The sequence below is a fragment of the Paenibacillus sp. FSL H7-0331 genome (assembly GCF_001956045.1).
In genome coordinates, this window is sequence record NZ_MRTH01000004.1 from 399977 (window position 1) to 418932 (window position 18956).

Sequence of the window (18956 nt, forward strand, 5' to 3'; positions counted from 1 at the left end):
ATTCATTCGCGACCAAACTGCTGCACCTCTGCCAGAGTAGGCAGTGAGCTTTGGGCTCCAGCGCGCGTCACCGTGATAGCGGCTACAATCTGTGCTTGCCGGATCGCTTCGTCCATATTCGGATTGGACACATAGCTGGCTGCGAAGCCACCTATAAAGCTGTCTCCGGCAGCAGTGGTATCCAGGGCTTTGACCTTATGGGCCGGGAACATTTTGAACGTTTGATGATCTGCATAACAGCAGCCTTTCTCGCCAAGTGTCACAATGAGTGATTGGACGCCTTTGGCCAGCAGCGCCTGAGTCGCAGCTTGAAGGCTTAGGTCATCGACAAGCTCAATTCCGCAAATATCCGCCAGCTCATGCTCATTGGGGATCAAAATATCGACGTAGGACAAGAGCTCATCATCGAGAGGTTTGGCAGGAGCTGGATTCAATATCGTTGTTTTACCAAGCTGCTTGGCTAATTGAAGGGTGTATTTGACAACCTCCATTGGAACCTCAAGCTGAAGCACCACAATCTCACATTGCTCAATGGCTTGCCTTTGCAGCTCAATATCCTGCTCTGTGATATCAAAGTTAGCACCTGGAATAACAATGATATGGTTACTGCCACTCTGATCCACGGTAACTACAGCAACACCGGATTTCTCGGTAGAGGTAACGATATGTTCTGTATTGACGTTGGAGGCTGTTAGAGAATTCAAGAGGGAGGTACCGTACGGATCCGCTCCGACTTTCCCGATCATGCTGACCGGTGCTTGCAGCTTGCCGATCGCTACTGCCTGATTGGCGCCTTTTCCTCCTGGGATTTCCGTTAATCCGGTACCAATGAGCGTCTGGCCCTCCTTAGGCATGTGATCGACATTAATGACAATATCCATATTCAAACTTCCTACAACTACGATAGCTGGTTTCATGGTTTTCAATCCTTTCTTGTGGAGGCTCGTGGTATAAGGGTAACATCTAATTCGTGCAGGTTGTTTGCAACAGCTTCTCCGTTAATCTTTTGAATCAACAGTCTTGTCGCTAAAGCCCCAAGCTCATAAATCGGCTGGGCTACCGTTGTAATTTCAGGTTCTGTGGCCTCTGTAAGCTGTATGCCATCAAATCCGCATATCGCCACTTGCTCAGGAACCTGGATTCCCATACGGAGCAAGGATTTCAATACCCCGACAGCCATCAGATCATTTCCAACGAAGACACCGTCTACATCGGGGTGGCGCTCCATCATTTGTTCAGCAGCCGTTATCCCGCCATCCAAAAGGAAATTTCCGGGTATGAGCAGACTCGGACTATACCACGGCAAATGCTTCACGATATCCTCGTATCCTCGAAGTCGTTCCTGGGCGGTCCGAATCCCCTGTGGCCCACAAATATGAGCAATTTTGCTGCAGCCTCTATCCAGCAAATGCTGAACAGCGAGTCTCGCACCAGCACGATTATTCGAGCGGACAACGCTGCAAACCTCATCAGAGGGTGCTCGATCCAACACGATATAGGGGATATGGCTGCTGTTCAGGCGAAGAGCCTCGTCCATATCCAGCGTGTGCGAGGAGAAAATAATTCCGTCTACATATCTTTGTCTGAAAATCTCAATGTAAGCCTGCTCCTTATCGGCTTGATCATCGGAGCTGCCAAAAAACACGGTATAACCAAATGTACGTGCGACTTCCTCGACGGCTCTTGCCAGCTCTGGAAAAAAAGGATTCATCATATTGGAAAGAATCAAAGCGATCGTTCGGCTCCGCTTGCTTGCCAGCCCTCTTGCGACTGCACTGGGTTCATACTGCAGCGTCTGGATGGCCAGATTCACCTTGTGCTCGGTTTCCTGATTGACGTAACCGCTCTTGTTCAAAACACGGGACACAGTGGAAACAGACACACCTGATAATTGTGCAACATCGCGGATCGTAGCCACTGCTGTTCACTTCCTTCATGAGAGTTGGTGCAGGCTTATGGTAGCGGTACCATATATCCGTAAAAAAATATGTGGTACCGCTACCACATTCATAGATTGAATTTTACTTGGAAAATAAAACGATGTCAATACAGACAAGCTGCAAACTCATTAAAGAATCATGAAGATCCCCACTGAAGCCGGTTAAGTAGTTAGTGTTTCTCTTGTTTGTCTACGCGTACTGCCGTAGTTCCAGCGATACATAAATCTCCCTGAATCCGAATGTGCTCGTAGGGAAGCGTTGGATTGGCAATTCGCCAAAGCATACGATCGGCAGCCCGATATCCGGTTTCGCGGATCGATAGCAGGGGTCTGGTGAAGAGCGGAAGCGAATCCGACTGCTCATTTAAAAAGCCGATAACAGATATATCCTCGGGTATATGAAGGTTAAGCTCCTGACATAGCTGATAAAAAGGGGCGACCTCACCATGGACACCACAAATTACGGCAGTTGGGGCGTGTAAAACAAGCTTGTCTCGCAAATCCTTCAGCCATTCAGGTTGAAGGCTGCGCTGACCGATCGAATGCGCTGTAGCGTCTACCTCAGCATTGAATTCATTCATCGCATGGATAAAAGCCTGCCAGCGCACAATAAATCCTCTTTGCGAATGCGTGTCGCCAATATACATGATGTTATGATGGCCGATGGACCTTAAATAAGCAACAGCCTGATAAGTGGCTTCGTATATATCCCAGATTACACTGTCCGCCTTGGTACCGAGCGGGGGATAGCTGAGCAGAATCTTCGGCATCGGTATTTGCAGCAGCACAGACTCCCAGGTTTTGGGCAAGATGCTGGGCGCAATGAACAAGCCGTCAGTGAATGTGACTGCTTGTTCTTCCAGCCACTCTGCCATAGCAGCCTCCCGAGTTAAGGCAGGTAGTAAGCAGATTTCAATATGGTGACCGAAGGAGGCAAAGCGATCATGCAGCCCCTCCAGCAGCAGACGATTATAGCCAACGGATTGCTCGGTTTGTACGAGCAGGAATCTTTTGCGTTCTATGGGATAAGAAATAATCCGTTCCGCTCTTAAGCTGCGAATTTGCTCCTTCGTAAAATACCCGAGCTTCTCCGCCGTTTCCACGATAAGCTGTCTTGTGGCCTCTGACATCCCGGGCTTTCCTTTTAAGGCTTTGTTAACGGTCTGTATCGTAACGCCAAGCTGCTGAGCGATAGTTTTCAGCGTTACCTGCTTGCGTATGGGCATACTTGGGCTCCCTTTGAATTAGATTAGGACTTTATTGGCTATGCTTCGGCTTCGGTATCACTGTGCTTATGTTCTATCCTACCATGCTTTGATTTTAGATGAAACTAAAATGAAACTAGTTCTCCGGCAGCGGCAGCTTATAATGAAGATATCTTATTGAGGAGGCTGACAATATGAATAAGCAAGCGTTAACAACGATTAAAATAACTTCTGAGCTGCAGGTGTCCCATACACCGGATGTTGTCGTTATCGGAGGCGGTGCGACAGGGATTGCTGCTGCCATAGCAGCGGCACGGAATGGCGCGAATACATTGTTGATTGAGCAGCGCGGATACCTCGGCGGTATGGGTACGGCAGCTTTGGTGCCTGCCTTTTGCCCATATACAGATGGAGAAAAGCCGATTATTCGCGGTATCGGACTGGATCTGCTGGAGAAGATGAAGCAGGCCGCTGGTGACAAATTCCTTAATAGCTACAAGGATTTGCTGGATTGGGTACCGATTGACGTGGAAACGCTAAAGCGGGTATACGACAAGGAGGTGCTGGACAGCGGCGCCCAACTTTTATTTCATACGGTCGCAGACCAAGTGCTGCTCGATGGCGACCGGATCAGCGGAATCGTCATTAGCAACAAGTCTGGGCGTTCTGTAGTTCAAGCGAAGCTGTATATCGATGCGTCGGGTGACGCCGATTTGGCGGCGCTAGCCGGTGTTCCGTTTCAAACGGGTGGAGAGCAGGGCGAACTGCAGCCAGGTACGATGTGTTATTTGGTATCTGGAGTGGATAAAGCGCGCTTCGAGCAGTTTATCGAGCAGTCCGGGCAAGGCAAAAGCCTCGAAAAAACCGTCGTAGAAGCCCAGCTTAACGGTGATCTTCCGGAAGGTCGTAAACGCATTTCAGGTATGGCCTGGATCACAGATTCGGTGGTCGGCTTTAACTTTGGTCATATCTTCGGTATCGACGGAACGAAGGCGGAGGATCTGACTCGTGCCGCGATTGAAGGGCGTGTGCTGATCGATGTGCAAATCCAGTTTTTGCGTAAATATGTACCGGGCTTTGAGGACATTCATTTGGTACATTCCGGCGATCAGATCGGGATTCGGGAAACACGGCGAATTGCCGGTGATTATACGCTGGTTGTCGATGATTTTATCTCGATGCGAACATTCGAGGATGATATAGCCCGTAATGCTTATTTTATAGATATTCATTTAGCCAATGCGACCAGTACGATGGTCATCAAGCATCTGCCGAAAGGACAATCGCATGGAGTGCCTTATCGCTGCATGCTGCCGCAGGGCAAGTCCAATCTGATCGTTGCGGGACGTTCCGTTTCCTCCGATCGTCCCGTGCAGGGCTCGCTCCGCGTGATGCCGAACTGCTTTGCGATGGGGCAGGCGGCAGGAACAGCAGCAGCCATGGCGAGTGTAACCGGTGGCGGGTTTCGTGAGGTATCGATACCTGAGCTCCAGCGGAAGCTTGTTGAGCAAGGTGCTTGGCTGGGTGAACGTCCAGGCCATGCGGATGCTGTGGCAGTAGGTGTAGGTGCTTCGGGTAAGGTTGAATTCGACGATGAAGCTTAACCCAAAGTAAATGAACTAAATCAAAGATCGGCCTCCTGTATGATTGCGACGGGAGCGGCGATCTTTTGTCTTTTTGCGTGTGTCTGTGCGTCATTCAAGTTATACTACATAATAGATGGGAGGGAGGCAGCACATGTATCGATTGGTTATCGTGGACGACGAGCCTACAGTGCGGCACGGGCTGAGTACTTATTTTGACTGGAGTCAGTATGGAATTGAGGTAGTCGGTGAAGCAGACGATGGGGATGTCGCTCTCGAACTCATTGAACGGATCAAACCGGATATGGTGCTGACCGATGTCCGCATGCCGCAGATGGATGGCATACAGCTGTCCAGTGAAATCAAGCTGCGCTTTCCCGGGATCAAAATTGTTTTTGTCAGCGGGCATGATGATGCGGATTATTTGAAGTCTGCGCTTAAGGTCAATGCTGTCGATTATATATTCAAGCCAGTGAATATGCAGGAGCTGGCAGCTGTGGTGGAGCGGGTGGTCAAGGAGCTGCAGGATGCGGAGCAGGAGCGCACCTATATTGTAGACATGCAGGTGAAGCTGACGCAGAGCATGCCTTTACTGCGGGAGAAGTTTCTGATGTCATTGATTTGGGATGGCGTGACGAATCCGGCACGGATCAAAGACCGACTGGACTTTCTCGGACTCGATTTGCCTGCCGAAGCCGATTATTGGACACTCGTATTGAAAATCGATGATAGCGCAGAGGTGGTGGCAACCCGAACGGAGCGTGATCAGCAGTTGCTCTCCTATTCGGTTCTCAACATCGTTCAGGAATTGACGGAGCAGATGATGCAGGGGTATGCCTTTGAAACCCGCAATGGCGAATTCGTCGTCATTCTGAGAATGGGGGAGGAAGATAGTCAGGAGGAACGACTGTTCAGCTTAACCGAACAAATTCGCGATAACCTGAAGCGTTGGTTGAAAATTAGTGTTACCATCGGTGTAGGCGAGCGAATTTCGGGATTGCAATCGATGCCTGAATCGTATAATCAAGCACGCGAGGCTGCCGATCAAAGATGGTATCTGGGGAAAAATCATATTATCTCGATCGATAATTTACAGCAAAATACGGACAGCCTTTACCGGTTCGATACGGCTCAGGGTGAACGCATCATGTCGGTTCTAAAGGCAACGGATCAGGAAAAGCTGCTAACCGAGCTGGATGGAATTTTTGAGCCCCTGTCGCGAAGTCGCAAGGAAGGCTTGACCAACTGCCGCAACGTCAGTCTGCAGTTGATTCTGATGGCAAGCCGACTGCTGCTGGAGCTTAATATGATGGGGGCGGAGATGGCCGACAAGGAAGCCGCACTGTGGGAGCAGGTATTCAAGCAGGAAACGATTCTCGATCTGCGTCACAAGGTAGAGACTCATCTGCTGGATGTGTGCGAACGGATCCGTGAAAAACGGAGCTCCAAGCCCAAAAATGCGATTGAACGGGTCCATGCCCTGATCGATGAGCGGTTTGCCGAAAACCTTCAGGTTGGCGATATCGCCCGGGAAGTGTTTTTGTCACCGACCTACTTGTGTCTGCTGTTCAAGCAGGAAACGGGAGAAACGATCAATGAATATTTGACCAAGGTAAGAATCGAAAAGGCCAAGGAGCTGCTAAGCGATCCGCGCAATAAGTTTTATGAGGTGTGTTACACAGTCGGCTATTCGGACCCGAGCTATTTTAGCAAGCTGTTCAAAAAGTATACGGGTCTGACACCAAGCGCATTTCGCGACCAATTGCCTTAAAGGGGGATAAGAAACATGAGAAGACTCTTGAAAAGAAGCTGGAACTATGGCTTGCTGCTCTTGAAAGGAGCCATGGCAGCCAGACGCTGGCTGTTGGCTTATGTCATTCTCATTCTGATTCCTGCTGCGCTGCTGCTCTATTCGTATACGCAAAAGTCCTCTCAGATCATTGAAGAGGAAGTGACCCGTACGATGCTGCAGACGATTAAACAAGCAAGCATCAACCTCGACTACCAGTTCGATTCGGTACGTGATACGTCGAATATTATTTTTATGAATCCGAAGCTTCACCAATATTTAAGCAGCACGGCTTCTATTGGACAGCAGCTCGACTCGCTCAAGGAGCTGAGGTATCTGGTTGATAACGCCGGGACGAATCCGAATGTGATGCGGGTTCGTTTGTTTGTGAACAGCAATCGAATGTTCTCTGGGGAACGGGTGAACTTTTTCACATTGGATAGCTTGAAGGGCAGGCCTTGGCTCCAGCAGGTGATGGATGCAGGCGGCACCATTGTGTGGACGGGCGCTTATCAGGAATCATATCTGGAACCCGGTCCTGTCTATGTGTTCTCCGGTGCCCGTATGCTGAGAGATCCTGAAGTATATGATCAGATTTCAGGCGTACTCTTGATCGATGTGGCCGAGAGGACGATCCAGGATATTTTGACCAAAATCAAGCTGACCCAAGAGGGCACGATCTATCTTGCAGCACCGGATGGGACCATGATATCGAACAAAGATAAGACGCTGCTGGGCAGTAAAATGGAATTCTCTGAGGTGCTGGCTGCATTCGGACAAAGTGAGGAAGGCATTATCCCCGTAATGAAGGACGAAAGCTCTCGTTATGTCGTTTATACGACGCTTCGATCAACGGGCTGGAAGCTGGTTGCGGAAATTCCGAAGGCGGAGATTACGTCGCGAGCGACGGCACTGAATCAGTTTTCCGGAATTGCAACGTTATCGAGTGTCACGATTCTGTTCCTGCTGCTTGTATTTATTTTATTAGCCGTGATTGTACGAGGCATGAACCGCAGGATGCAATCCGTGATCATGATGATCAAACGAGAAGGGATCGAAAGCCTGGATGAACGCTCGGGTATGTCTGAAGGTGATTCCAATCTTTTGGAAAATAGCGTCGATCATTTGATTCATAAGGTTCATGATTTGATGGAAGAGACGTATCGATCCAGGGTTCAGGAACGGGAAGCGCAGCTGCGGGCACTCCAGGCACAGATTAATCCGCATTTTCTGTACAATACCTTGGATACGATTAACTGGATTGCGATCGGACGGGGAGCTCACGATATTAGCCAAATGATTGACGGGTTAGCCAAATATTTTCGGCTTAGCCTCAACAAAGGCAAGGATAGGGTCAGTGTCAGCGATGAACTGAATTTGGCCAAAGTATATCTGGACATTCAGCAAACCCGGTTTCCGAAAAGCTTTGAATTTCATATTGAAGCGGAAGCGGGTCTGGATGTGTATGAAATGCCTAAGCTGACCCTCCAGCCGATTGTCGAAAATGCGTTGCTGCATGGGATTCGCAAATCAAAGGGTAAGGCAGGCACGATATGGATTCGAGCAGCTATGGAAGGTGACGAGCTGGTATTGTCGGTTACGGATGACGGAATCGGCATGCAGCAGGAGCTGGTGGACACTCTGCTGACTGAGCCACAGCCTGCCATGCGATCCGATGGATCAGGGAGCTCCTATGGGTTATATAATGTGAACGAGCGTATTAAATTGTTTGCTGGAGAGCAATACGGGCTGACCATCGAATCGAGGCTTGGCGAAGGTACGACGGTTGTTGTTCGTTTCCTCTGTTTGCAGTCAGATCAACACAATGAGACTTAATGCATCATCCTATAGTCCAAATCATAAACCGCACTCTTCGAAAATAGAAGAGGGGCGGTTTTTTGTATAAATACCTTAAGATAGTACCAGAAACACAAATATTGCCATCTACAGACTGATCAGCTCACTCTATATAATACAAATATACCAACACGGAGGTGAGCTGACCACATGAGTCGTACCCTAGTAGAACCAGAATCCCCAATCGTTCAAAACAAAGCGAGAAGAGTAAGCAGCGGCCGCTGGAGATTGTTTCGAGGCAATCTCGACCTCTATATATTGTTAGTCCCTGGCTTGCTGTTTCTATTACTGTTTAAGTATGCGCCTATGTATGGCATTATTATCGCTTTTCAGGACTTTAACATTTTTGATGGGTTTGCCGGCAGTAAATGGGTCGGACTGGCCCAATTCGAAAAGCTTGTTCGCTCGGAAGAATTTTATCAGGTATTCATCAACACGTTATTGATTTCGCTGTACAAAATCGTGCTGCTGTTCCCGATCCCAATCCTGATTGCACTTTTTCTGAATGAGGTGCGCAAGGCCTGGTTCAAAAAAACCGTACAAACGATCATCTTCCTGCCGCATTTCTTGTCCTGGGTTATTATTTCGGGCTTGTTCATTAACATCCTGTCACCAAGCGGCGGACTGGTCAATAATGTCATTCAAGCCTTTGGCGGCACACCGATATCCTTCTTTCTGGACAATAGCTTCTTCCGCAGTGTGATCGTATTTACGGCTGGCTGGAAAGAATCGGGCTGGAATGCGATCATCTTCATCGCCGCTATTGCAGGTATCGAGCAGGAGCAGTATGAAGCGGCTGCCATTGATGGAGCAGGGCGAATTAAACAAATGCTGCACATTACACTGCCCGGTATCGTGCCGACGATCATTCTGATTTTTATACTGCGCCTGGGCTATTTACTGGAAGCGGGAACCGAACAAATTTTGACCATGTACAATTCAGTTGTCTATCAATCCGGCGATGTTATTGGAACCTTCGTATACCGTCAAGGGCTTGGGCAGCAGGATTACAGCTTCAGCACGGCGGTTGGCATATTCAATTCGGTAGTCGGCTTCATCCTGATTGTCGCAGGCAACGAGCTTAGCAAAAAACTAATCAAACGCAGCATCTGGTAGGAGGCGAGAATTATGCATAAAAAAACAATTGGCGATTGGTCCCTCGACATCTCCGTTTATCTGGTATTGCTGCTGTCGGGCTTGGCTACCTTACTGCCACTGGCTAACGTGCTTTCCAAAGCGATCAGCGATGAATCCGCCGTGGTATCCGGGAGAGTCGGTATTTTCCCCGTAGGCTTTCAGCTCGACACGATGAAGCATGTTGTATCTTCTGCACAATTCCTTCATTCGATAGGTGTTTCCCTGCTGATCACAGTGGTGGGTACCGTACTTTCGATTCTTTTGACAGCGATAACAGCCTATCCCTTATCCAAAAGGCACCTGCCCGGCATTTCCTTTATCATGCTGCTGTTTATTTTCACCATGCTGTTCAATGGCGGCATCATTCCGAATTATCTGCTGATGAAGCAGCTGCACCTGATTAACAGTCTATGGTCGCTTATGCTGCCAGCCTTGATAAGCGTGTTCAATATGCTTGTGATCAAAAGCTATTATGAATCGTTACCGGAAGCGCTGGAGGAGTCGGCCAGAATGGATGGTGCACGCAACTTCACGATTTTATTCCGAATTATTATACCGTTAAGCGTTCCTGTTATTGCGACCATCGCGCTCTTCTATGCTGTTTATTTCTGGAACGACTATTTCCACCCCATGCTTTATATCAACGACGCCAGCTTGAAGCCGTTGCAATTATATTTGCGAGATATCGTTATGGATGCGGACAGCTCCAGCGCCATCAACAAAAGTGTAGACGATATGATGAACGTATCTCCGGAGGGTGTGCGTGCGGCAACCGTTATCGCTTCGATTATCCCGATGCTGCTCGTGTATCCTTATTTGCAAAAGCATTTTGTCAAGGGTGTATTGATCGGCTCTGTCAAAGGATAAATTTGCGTTAATGCTCGGGGTGCTTGCATCCTGGGTTTAATGATATAGTAAACATAATCGAATCGGGAGGTTTACACATGTTGATAAACAGAAAAACCATGCTGCTTACGGTGGCAGCCACCTTGTCAGTGACGTCTCTTGCGGCCTGCTCCAGCCCAACCAACACCAGCGGTGGCAGCGCGCCAAATCCAGCCCCGGCAGCTTCAGCGCCAGCAGCACCAGCTCCCAAGCCGGAGTTAAAATCACTTCAAATCTGGCAAAAGGATGACTACAATACGTATCCGGTAGCCAAATATTTAGAGCAAGCTACAGGCTATAAGGTCCAATATGATATGCTGCCGCAGGATAAACCACAGGACAAGCTGAACATTCTGATTGCCTCCGGCGAGCCTTACGACGCGATTACAACTACGGGCGGCACGGATTTCAAAGCTTTGTATGCCGATTACGCCAAAAAAGGAGCTTTAACGGACTTAGGCCCCCTGATCGACAAGTTTGGACCTAACATTAAAGCAGCGATTGATCCGGCCGCCCTGGAAGCGGCTAAAGTGGATGGCAAGCTGTATGCGATTCCTACCAGAACGATTCCCTTCGCTGCATCCAGCCTATACATTCGTGAGGATTGGTTAGATAAAGTCGGAATGAAAGCGCCTACTACGTTAGATGAGCTCGTGGCAGTCCTGAAAGCGTTTAAAGACAAGGATCCAGGCGGCAACGGTGATAAAAATATTCCTTTGACCATAAGAGGGGATGCTTCCTTTATTGACAATATTGTCGGTGCATTCGGAATGCCTGGCTTCTGGAACAACGTGAACGGCAAGCTGACGCCTCGCGCCATGGATCCTGCTTACAAGGAGTATGTAACGTTTATGGCAGATCTGTTCAAACAGGGCCTGCTTGATAAAGAATTCGGTGCGAACAAGGATGCGACTGCCAAGGAAAAATTCACCAGCGGCAGAGCGGGCATGATGATGTTGAATTGGTCCGATGTACCAACAATTGCGGATGCCTTAACCAAAAGTGTGCCTACGGCCAAAGCTGCCTTTATTCCTACGATAAAAGGAAAGGATGGAAAAATCGGACTTAATGCTACCGCAGGTTTCGACCGTATCACGTATATTCCTAAATCCTCCAAACATGCAGAGGATGCGATCAAATGGATGAATGCGAAGCTTGAAAAAGATACCTTCAAAACGATGGCGATCGGTGAGGAGAATAAGCATTATACATTCAAGGACGGTGCGTATACGCCTATTTTACCGATCTTTACCGATGAACGGAATCAGGCCAACAATTTCCTGACGGGTACGGACGATAAAAACTATCCGACCTATTGGCAGGCTCGTGTTCGCAAGGATCCACGTTTGTTCGACGCATGGAATTATATGAATAAAATCCAGCCGGACAACACAAGGGTTGCGGATCCGCTAGGATTTGCTCCATACTTGCCTGAATTCTCCAAAAGCTTCCAGCAGCTGAATACATTAGTTGGCGATTATACGAACAAGCTGATCTATGGTGCAGAACCAATGACGGGGATAGACAATTTTATTCAAAAGTTCAAAACCTCCGGTGGAGATGCAAGCTACAAGGAAGTGAACGATTGGTACGCAACAGCGAAGAAATAAGGTAAATTGAATTCGCGGCAATTCTCGCACTGCTGTTGGGGTGTGAGGTTGCCGCTTTGTTTGTCTTGGAGTTATCTTGTTCTTGGAGGGAATACACATGGATAATCGATTTGAACGCAAATGGCAAGGGAAAAGCTGGTGCACCCTGGGTGATAGCATTACCGAAGCCAATGGCTACCAGCCCTTGGTTGGTGCTGCACTAGGGTTTTCCATGATCCGTAATGAAGGGAAAAGCGGTTGTCCACTCACTGCTGGCGGTGACCGGGATTATGGGGCCACCGTGCATATCGGTTGCAGCATCGAGCCGATGTTCGATTGCGTTACGATCTTCGCGGGTACCAATGATTATCGCCTGGACAAGCCGATAGGGCACAAGGATGATCGGAATATCCATACCTTTTATGGTGCTTATCTCACATTGGTCGAGGATTTATTGAACAAGAACCCGGCGTGTAGGCTCAATTTATGGACGCCTCTTCAGCGCGATAAAGACGGCTTCGACATCGATACTATTAATCAGTCCGGTCATCGGCTTATCGATTACGTCGAGGTCATTCAGGAGGTCGGCAACCGTTATGCACTTCCGGTACTGAATTTGTATGCAGAAAGTGGCTTCAATCGGTATACGCTGTCTTATTTGAGTAAGGATCGGTTACATCCGAACGAACAAGGCTATGAACGGATTGCGTCGATGGCTGTCAGCTTTCTGGAACGGTTATAATCACTTCGAATGGTTCAGACTATCCTTACAATTCCCAATAGACCTTCCATGCTGCTCTGGAGCAAATGGAAGGTCTTTCTTCATGTACATGCCCTGATTAAGGGTTATTTCGACTGCCGCTCTCTGTACTGCCCCGGTGTGATACCCTCATGCTTCTTGAAGGTTCGATTAAAATAAGCGGCCTGATAGCCTACCTGCGAGGCAATATCATTGATTTTCTCATCCGTTTCTATCAACAGCCGTTTGGCCTTGTCCATACGGAATTGGGTTAAATAATCAATAAACGTTGTGCCTGTAACCTGCTTAAAGCCGACACTCAGCTTCTTGGGGTATGTGCCATGCAAATCCGCGCAATATTCCAGGGAGATATCCTTCATATAAGTTTCGTGAATCGTATGAAGCACCTTTTCGACGAGCTGTTTGAGCTGAATATCCTGCGTTTGATGCATTTCCTGCAAATAAGGTGCTATTAATTTTTCCTTGATCGTTTGGATCGTGGTCTTGGGGTCCATATGAAACAGCTTTTCCCACAGGGTCTCACCTTCATCCAAATGCAAGGGGTTGAAACCGGAAAGCATGATCGTGTTTTGAATATTGCCGAACAGTTGAAGCAGACCCTGACGCACCTGTATTTCCTTATCACTCTGCTGTTGAAGAGCTGCCAGAAAATGATCGAGACCCTGGTACAGCTCCGTATCGCTACCCATACGCAGAGCTTGTATAATTTCCTTCTCGGTTTCGAATGGGTAATTAATGGCATGAGACCCTTCCGGCATCATTTCATCCATATACAAAATCTGCTGCTGTTCATCGAGCTTCTTATATTTCAGCGCTTTGCGGGTATCATCGAATAGATCCGCGAGACTGCTGAGCGAACGGGTGCTTTTGCCTACACAAATGGTAATATGCACCTTGAGCAAATTGTACAGCATGGAAGCGAGCTCGTCAGCGAGATGATACAGGGTGGCCTTGATATCTGCCTCCGACATATCCACAGCAAATCGGATGAGCAGTCCGACCGTCAAATCCTGAAAGTTAATGACACTGCAGGCCATCGCTCTACCGTTTGTAGCTTCCCCAACTATATTGGATGCTGCAAATGTTACCAGCTGCTCGTCACCAGGCGAAAATTTACCTTCGTGATGAGACAAGCCATGCATTTGAATCATCATTACCGAATGGATGGTATTCTGCACATCCCAGCCGTATTGCTCCATGCGATCGACGATTTCCTTTTCATTCAGAAAATATAAATGACCTTGTACAAGCTGCAGCAAAAAGCTTTCCTTAAGCGTAGGCAGCTGGGTGTCCAGACGTTCCTGCATCATCTGGCTTTCTCGTGAGATATGCTTCCATTCGCTGGCTATAAAATCAAGCTCATCCGTTCCTTCGGTGCTCTGCTTGCCAGAACGAAAGAGCAGAGCAAGCTTGCGAATCGGACGATACGATTGTCTGGAAGCGAACCAGGAAAGAAACAGGGCCAGCAGCAGTCCAAAGCAGCCCGAGTAGATTACCAACCGGGACAGCAGCTCGACTGGCTGGGTTAACTGCGCAAGCGGCGCAGCTGTGGCGACCTTCCATATATGGCCGATCCGTTTCATAGTGGCATATGAAATCGAATACGATTGACCTTTCAAGGTTTCCACGTAGGAGCCCTGCTCATTTTCTCCGATGACCCTTGCCACTAACAAATCCAGCTCCGTAGGCTGGTTAATGGGGTTCAAGCCCAGGGATATGGTTCTGCCATCCTGCTGCATCAGAATTGTGGAGCCTTCGCCTCCGGGTTCAAGCTCCCCGATCAGCCGGTTTAACTGCTTGGCGTTAATTTCGATTATTAATGCAGCCTCTGTAGTGGCTAATCCACCAGGAAGCCGGACGACCAGCATATACGGAGCGGCATTGGGATTACGCGTAATCGTATCTGTCCAATATATGTCCCGTTGGTAGGAAACCAAGGCTCGATAATCCTGCAAGGAATCCTTGGAGGTAAACTTCTGAATGCCTTTATTTTCCTTGATCAGGACTTCCTGCTTATCCAGATAAAGGCTGACCTCATCGATCAGCGGATCTGATGCCTTGATCCACGTCAGTGATCGATAGATCACCTGCTGGATATTATAGAAGTCACGCTCGACATCCAGATTGCCATACGTATTGCTAAGGTTCAAATTGAATGACCATTGGGCAATGACGGTTTCCAGATGCGCGAGATTACTGTCAATTCGTTCAGTCGCGAACGAAACCTGATTTTGATGGGTTCGTTTGGCTTCTGCTTCGATATTAGCAGTTCCAATGAAATATACAAACAGTCCGATTATGGCAGCGGGTAAACAGGCGCTGATGGCTGCGATGAGAAACGTATTTCTATAATGTTTGTGCTTCCACATGCGCTCACCCCCCAGTATACGTTATATCTTAATACATAGGTGGGCTGTAAGCCAAGCGTTTTTGGCCCTTGGAATGAAAGTCCAATGGCAGGAAATCGAGTGGAATGAAAGTGCATTTCCAGGAAATGGAATAGGAATGAATATGCAATTGCCGGAAATAAAGCGGCATTATATATTGAGTCCAAGAACAACAAGAGGATGGTGAATGGGATGAGCGGCCCAAAGATGGATTCCATGAATGCTGCCGCATGGAAGACGACAACGCATAACAAGAAAGCAACCAAACGACGAGCAGTCTGGCGAGGGTTAATCAGGGACAAGTATTTGTATGTGCTCGCCTTGCCCATGCTTGCGTATTTCCTCATATTCAAATATGTACCGATGTGGGGAATACTGATTGCTTTTAAAAACTACACGCCTTATGTAGGGTTTATGAACAGCCCATGGGTAGGGTTGGAGCATTTCGAACGGTTTTTCTCCAATACGGACTTTGCGATCTTGCTTCGCAACACGTTGGCGATCAATGTGCTGAACTTGGTCTTGTTTTTTCCGCTGCCGATCCTGATCTCTGTGATGCTTAACGAGGTCCGTAGAGAATGGATCAAGAGAACGATACAATCGGTGATTTATTTACCGCATTTTTTATCGTGGGTCGTGATTGCAGGGATTACTTTTCTGATGCTGTCCACGTCAGATGGTGTCATTAACAAGATGCTATTTGCACTTGGCTTTCAAAAGCATGATTTCTTGACGGATTCCAACTTCTTCTGGCTGCTGCTCACGTTTCAATCGATGTGGAAGGAAGCTGGGTGGGGGACGGTGATTTTCCTCGCTGCGATTGCTGCGATTGATCCGGGACAGTATGAGGCTGCCAAAATTGATGGTGCCGGACGCTTGCGGCAAATCTGGCATGTGACCCTTCCGGCGATTCGTAATGTGATCATTATTTTACTCATTCTACGGATTGGCCATATGATGGATGTTGGCTTCGAGCAGGTGTATCTGATGATGAATGGAGCCGTGGCCGATGTGGCCGATGTATTCGATACGTATGTATACCGCAGCGGGATTCAGCAGGCTCAGTTCAGCTACAGCACTGCCGTCGGTTTGTTCAAATCGATCGTGGGTGTCATTTTGGTTGTGGTTACGAACCGATTAGCCAAAAAATTCGGAGAAGAGGGCATTTACTAAAGCAGGTACCGAGGGGAAGCAGAAAAGATGCGGCCTGATCTTGGGAACAAGCTCAATGAGCTGCTTGATATCAGCCTAACAAGGAGGTTAACCGATGGTAGATCGGAGTATTTCGGACAAGTTGTTCAGCTCGGCAGTTTTATTAATTTTATTGGTTATTGCTTTAACGATGTTTTTTCCTTTTTATTATGTATTCGTCGTTTCCTTCACCTCACCCGTTGAATACTTGCGCAAAGGTCTGGTGCTGTTTCCAACTGAATGGACCCTGACCTCGTACAAATATTTACTGGCGAATAATGTATTTGTGAATGCAACGGCGGTGAGCACCTTTCTCGCGACAGTCGGAACAGCACTAAGCTTGGTTGTTACAGCAGCGGGAGCCTATACGTTGTCCAGAAAACGACTGCAGGGGAGAAGGGTGCTGCTGATCCTGATTCTGATGACGACCCTGTTTAATCCGGGCATTATCCCGCCGTATCTGGTAGTTAGGGAATTGGGTTTAATCAACAGTATTTGGTCATTAATCGTACCTGTGCTAACGAGCGGCTGGTATGTGATATTAATGAAAGGCTTTTTTGAAAGTATTCCAGAGGAACTTGAAGAAGCAGGGAAAATTGATGGTGCATCTGATATTGGGATTTTCCTGCGGATCATTTTACCGCTGTCACTTCCTTCTCTGGCTGCTTTTGGTTTGTTTTATGCAGTGGCTTACTGGAATACCTTCTTCTCGGCGATTTTGTATATCAATAAGGCAGATTTAAGACCTCTGCAGGTTGTACTTCAAATGCTGCTGATTGATTCCTCCAGCTCGTCCTCGGGAGAAATCGCCAATCAGATGTCGAGCGAAATATCGATTCCAACCGATACGCTAAAAATGGCTGCTGTAGTCATCTCGACCGTTCCGATTTTGCTGGTATACCCGTTTTTGCAAAAGCATTTTGCCAAAGGGGTTATGGTTGGCTCGATAAAGGGGTGAGTAGATTTGGAATAGCCCGTTTGTCTGTGGTGGGTTGATGAATGCAGCTGAAAAAGCTGATATTGGGGTAAGCTTAATAACATACTCAGGGAGGTTACAAGGATGAAACGTTATCATTCCAACATGCACCAAAAAATCGCATTCACATGTGCTGCGGCACTCGTTCTGCCTGCTTTGCTTACGGCTTGCTCAGGTGGTGCCGGAAGTACGGGCGGAGATACCAAAGCCGGAGGAGCGACGAATGCGGATACAGGGAAACCTACGGAAATATCGATCTTTGCCAACCAACAGGGTGCGCAAGCCGTAGATTCCTCTAATGAGCTGCTCAAGGAAATCGAGAAAAAAACAAATACAAAATTGAGTATTACCTGGGTGCCTTTTAACTCGATCAAAGAAAAAACAAAGGTAGCACTGGCATCTGGAGACTTATCTGACCTGACCTTTGTTGATAATGTTTACGATTCGCAGGTCGTCCAGATGGCGACTTCGGGAGCTTTTTGGGATTTGACTCCTTATATCAAGGATTATCCGAACCTGAACGCGCTGCCCAAGGAAATATGGGATAATGCCAAGATCGATGGCAAAAACTTTGGAGTACCCCGGCCTCGTCCGCTTGAGGGTGGTTGGGGGGTTCATGTCCGTAAAGATTGGCTGGATAAGCTGGGGCTGAAGGTTCCTGAAACGATGGACGATATTTATGCAGCAGCTAAGGCATTCACCGAAAAAGACCCTGATGGCAATGGAAAAGCGGATACGTTTGGACTTACCGGAAATGTGGATGCCGATGGGATGGGTGCTTATGGCTGGGTTGAAAATGTATTTGTCGGGGCGTCAGGCAAATGGAAATTGAAGGATGGACAGTTGGTTCCTGTTATTTATGAGCCGGGACAGAAGCAGGCCTTGGAATGGTTGAAAAAAGCCTATGATGAAAAGGTGCTTGTTCCCGATTTTGCCGTTATGAAATCAACGCAAGCCAGAGAGCAGTATATGGCGAACAAAGCGGGAATATTTGGCTCTGCGCTTAATCCTCAATGGTTGTATACGGATGCGCTTCGTAAAATCGATCCGCAAGCCGACTCCTATCCGTTAACATACGTGACTGGACCGGAAGGCAAGTTCGCGGGCAAGGATTCGGGTGTATTCGGGATGTTCGTCATTCCCAAGACGGTGTCGGAAGCGAAGCTGAAGAAAATTTTGGCTTTTGTGGATCAAGGCAATAGCGAGGAAATTTCAACGATGACCCAATTTGGTTTGGCCGATAAGCATTATACAATCAAAGACGGCTTCAAGGTTGCGACAGAGCAAGCCAAGATTGATAATATTCCGGATGTAACGAATAACCTGCTGCAAATTTTTCAGCGATACGATAAATACCAACGGGCCTATTACAATGGTATTCCCAAAGAATTCTACGAGCGCAACAAAAAAATCGTCGATGATCGTTCGAGCTTCAGCAAGCCGGACATCAGTACGGGGTTAATCTCGCAAACGGCATTGACCTTAGGACCCGATCTGTACAAAAAAATTCAGGATATGAAAATCAAAGTCATTCTCGGTAAAGAGCCCATGTCTGCTTGGGATGATTATGTGGCTAAGCTGAAAACCGATCCACAGTTCGTGAAAATTATTCAAGAAACCAACGAAGCCTACAAAAATAAAAATAAATAATGAGTTGA

General features: G+C 47.8%; 14 protein-coding genes. 10 read left to right on the forward strand and 4 right to left on the reverse strand.

Annotation, left to right across the window (positions count from 1 at the left end):
* Nucleotides 1–2: 2 nt before the first annotated feature.
* The 3 genes from rbsK to BK127_RS08590 form a co-directional block, all read right to left on the reverse strand.
* Nucleotides 3–917, reverse strand: coding sequence for a ribokinase (rbsK, locus tag BK127_RS08580; protein ID WP_076229599.1), 915 nt, complete (start codon nucleotides 915–917; stop codon nucleotides 3–5).
* Nucleotides 918–922: 5 nt separating this feature from the next.
* Nucleotides 923–1918, reverse strand: coding sequence for a LacI family DNA-binding transcriptional regulator (locus tag BK127_RS08585; RefSeq protein ID WP_076229600.1), 996 nt, complete (start codon nucleotides 1916–1918; stop codon nucleotides 923–925).
* 191 nt (nucleotides 1919–2109) lie between these two features.
* Entirely contained in the window at nucleotides 2110–3165 is a 1056-nt protein-coding gene (locus BK127_RS08590; RefSeq protein WP_076229601.1) for a LacI family DNA-binding transcriptional regulator, read from the reverse strand.
* A gap of 173 nt (nucleotides 3166–3338) precedes the next feature.
* Between BK127_RS08590 and BK127_RS08595 the strand changes: the two genes are divergently transcribed.
* The 7 genes from BK127_RS08595 to BK127_RS08625 all read left to right on the forward strand — a co-directional run bounded on the left by BK127_RS08595 (nucleotide 3339) and on the right by BK127_RS08625 (nucleotide 12726).
* Nucleotides 3339–4748 (forward strand): FAD-dependent oxidoreductase, encoded by a 1410-nt coding sequence (locus tag BK127_RS08595; protein WP_076229602.1) that lies wholly within the window; start codon nucleotides 3339–3341, stop codon nucleotides 4746–4748.
* Nucleotides 4749–4881: 133 nt separating this feature from the next.
* On the forward strand, nucleotides 4882–6498 hold the full coding sequence (locus BK127_RS08600) for a response regulator (RefSeq protein ID WP_076229603.1): 1617 nt from the start codon (nucleotides 4882–4884) through the stop codon (nucleotides 6496–6498).
* Nucleotides 6499–6513: 15 nt separating this feature from the next.
* Nucleotides 6514–8352, forward strand: coding sequence for a sensor histidine kinase (locus tag BK127_RS08605; protein ID WP_076229604.1), 1839 nt, complete (start codon nucleotides 6514–6516; stop codon nucleotides 8350–8352).
* A gap of 171 nt (nucleotides 8353–8523) precedes the next feature.
* Complete coding sequence (locus BK127_RS08610) at nucleotides 8524–9489, forward strand: ABC transporter permease (protein ID WP_076229605.1); 966 nt, start codon at nucleotides 8524–8526, stop codon at nucleotides 9487–9489.
* Nucleotides 9490–9501: 12 nt separating this feature from the next.
* On the forward strand, nucleotides 9502–10377 hold the full coding sequence (locus tag BK127_RS08615; protein WP_076229606.1) for a carbohydrate ABC transporter permease: 876 nt from the start codon (nucleotides 9502–9504) through the stop codon (nucleotides 10375–10377).
* Between the two features lie 77 nt (nucleotides 10378–10454).
* Complete coding sequence (locus BK127_RS08620) at nucleotides 10455–12005, forward strand: extracellular solute-binding protein (protein WP_083689177.1); 1551 nt, start codon at nucleotides 10455–10457, stop codon at nucleotides 12003–12005.
* Nucleotides 12006–12102: 97 nt separating this feature from the next.
* On the forward strand, nucleotides 12103–12726 hold the full coding sequence (locus BK127_RS08625) for an SGNH/GDSL hydrolase family protein (protein WP_076229607.1): 624 nt from the start codon (nucleotides 12103–12105) through the stop codon (nucleotides 12724–12726).
* A gap of 104 nt (nucleotides 12727–12830) precedes the next feature.
* Here BK127_RS08625 and BK127_RS08630 read toward each other — a convergent pair whose 3' ends face one another.
* The gene (locus BK127_RS08630; protein ID WP_076229608.1) at nucleotides 12831–15113 is read right to left on the reverse strand and encodes an AraC family transcriptional regulator; all 2283 of its coding nucleotides are present in this window, start codon (nucleotides 15111–15113) and stop codon (nucleotides 12831–12833) included.
* Between the two features lie 345 nt (nucleotides 15114–15458).
* Here BK127_RS08630 and BK127_RS08635 point away from each other — a divergent pair, with 345 nt between their 5' ends.
* The 3 genes from BK127_RS08635 (at nucleotide 15459) to BK127_RS08645 (ending at nucleotide 18948) form a co-directional block, all read left to right on the forward strand.
* Nucleotides 15459–16304 (forward strand): ABC transporter permease, encoded by an 846-nt coding sequence (locus tag BK127_RS08635; protein ID WP_076229651.1) that lies wholly within the window; start codon nucleotides 15459–15461, stop codon nucleotides 16302–16304.
* Nucleotides 16305–16398: 94 nt separating this feature from the next.
* Nucleotides 16399–17280 (forward strand): carbohydrate ABC transporter permease, encoded by an 882-nt coding sequence (locus BK127_RS08640; RefSeq protein WP_076229609.1) that lies wholly within the window; start codon nucleotides 16399–16401, stop codon nucleotides 17278–17280.
* Nucleotides 17281–17382: 102 nt separating this feature from the next.
* A complete protein-coding gene (locus BK127_RS08645; RefSeq protein ID WP_256711227.1) occupies nucleotides 17383–18948 on the forward strand; it encodes an extracellular solute-binding protein in 1566 nt (521 codons plus the stop codon).
* The last annotated feature ends 8 nt before the right edge of the window (nucleotides 18949–18956 follow it).